The sequence below is a fragment of the Polaromonas sp. P1_E1_2 genome, from assembly GCF_056406035.1.
Window position 1 is genome coordinate 1 of sequence record NZ_JBFUAZ010000891.1, and the last position, 1,164, is coordinate 1,164.

Genomic DNA, 1,164 nt, shown 5'->3' on the forward strand with positions numbered 1-1,164 from the left:
CTTCCCCCCGGCTTGGTCTTGATATTGATTTGAGTGCAGGCGAGGGGGCGGACCTGGCCCCGTTTCCATCAATCGATGCAGGTGCGCAGCCGCCGCAATCCGCTGCCAACAATCTCATCGAGTTTGACCTCGACTTTCCGGATTCTTCGGGGCCGACGCAGAAAACTTGAGCGAAGTTTGAGCCTGGCTCGCCGGGAATCCCGGGTTTACGCGCACTTGATCAGGCTGCGCGTGTCACATCAGCGCCGTACTTGCAAGGCCCCCGGGTTGACGATATTGGTGGGCGTGCCCTTGATGAAGTTGACGACGTTGTCAAACGCCGCGCCAAAGTACAGCTCATAGCTGTCCTGTTCAACATAGCCAATATGCGGCGTGCAAATGCAGTTTTCCAGGCGGAGCAGCGCATGGCCTTGCAGGATGGGCTCCGACTCAAAAACATCGATGGCCGCCAGGCCGGGCCGCCCGCGATTGAGGGAGGCGATCAATGCTTCCGGTTCGATCAGCTCCGCCCTTGACGTATTCACCAGCAGGGACGTGGTTTTCATGCGCGACAGGTCTTCCAGCGTGACGATACCGCGTGTCTCTGCGTTGAGCCGCAGGTGAAGGCTCAGTACATCGCTTTGCTCAAAGAATTCGGCTTTGCTGGCCGCGACTTCAAAGCCATCGGCCTGTGCCCGCTCCAGTGATGCGTCGCGGCCCCATATCACGACACGCATACCAAAGGCCCTGCCGTAGCCAGCCACAATTTGCCCGATCTTCCCGTAGCTCCATACCCCCAATGTCTTGCCCTTGAGGACGGAGCCAATGCCGAAGTTGGGTGGCATCGAAGCTGACTTGAGCCCTGCCTGCTGCCAGGCGCCATGCTTCAAGTGGGCTACATAGTGCGGAATGCGGCGCATGGCGGTCATTACCAGTGCCCAGGTCAGCTCCGCGGGTGCCGTAGGAGACCCAATGCCCTCGGCAACCGCGATGCCGCGTTCTGTGCAAGCCGCGACATCTATATGGCTTCCGACACGGCCTGTCTGGGCAATCAGCTTGAGTTTGGGCAGCTTTTCAATAACTTGCCGGTTGAGCTGGGTTCTCTCCCGGATCAGGACGATGACATCGGCATCCTTGAGGCGGACGGACAGCTGGCCGATGCCTTTAACGGTGTTGGTATAGACC

At 59.2% G+C, this 1,164-nt stretch carries 1 protein-coding gene; it reads right to left on the reverse strand.

The window, feature by feature from the left end:
* Positions 1-239 precede the first annotated feature (239 nt).
* Positions 240-1,164 (reverse strand): D-2-hydroxyacid dehydrogenase family protein (locus AC1D1P_RS23835; protein WP_477674717.1); only part of this gene is annotated, 925 nt, incomplete at its 5' end.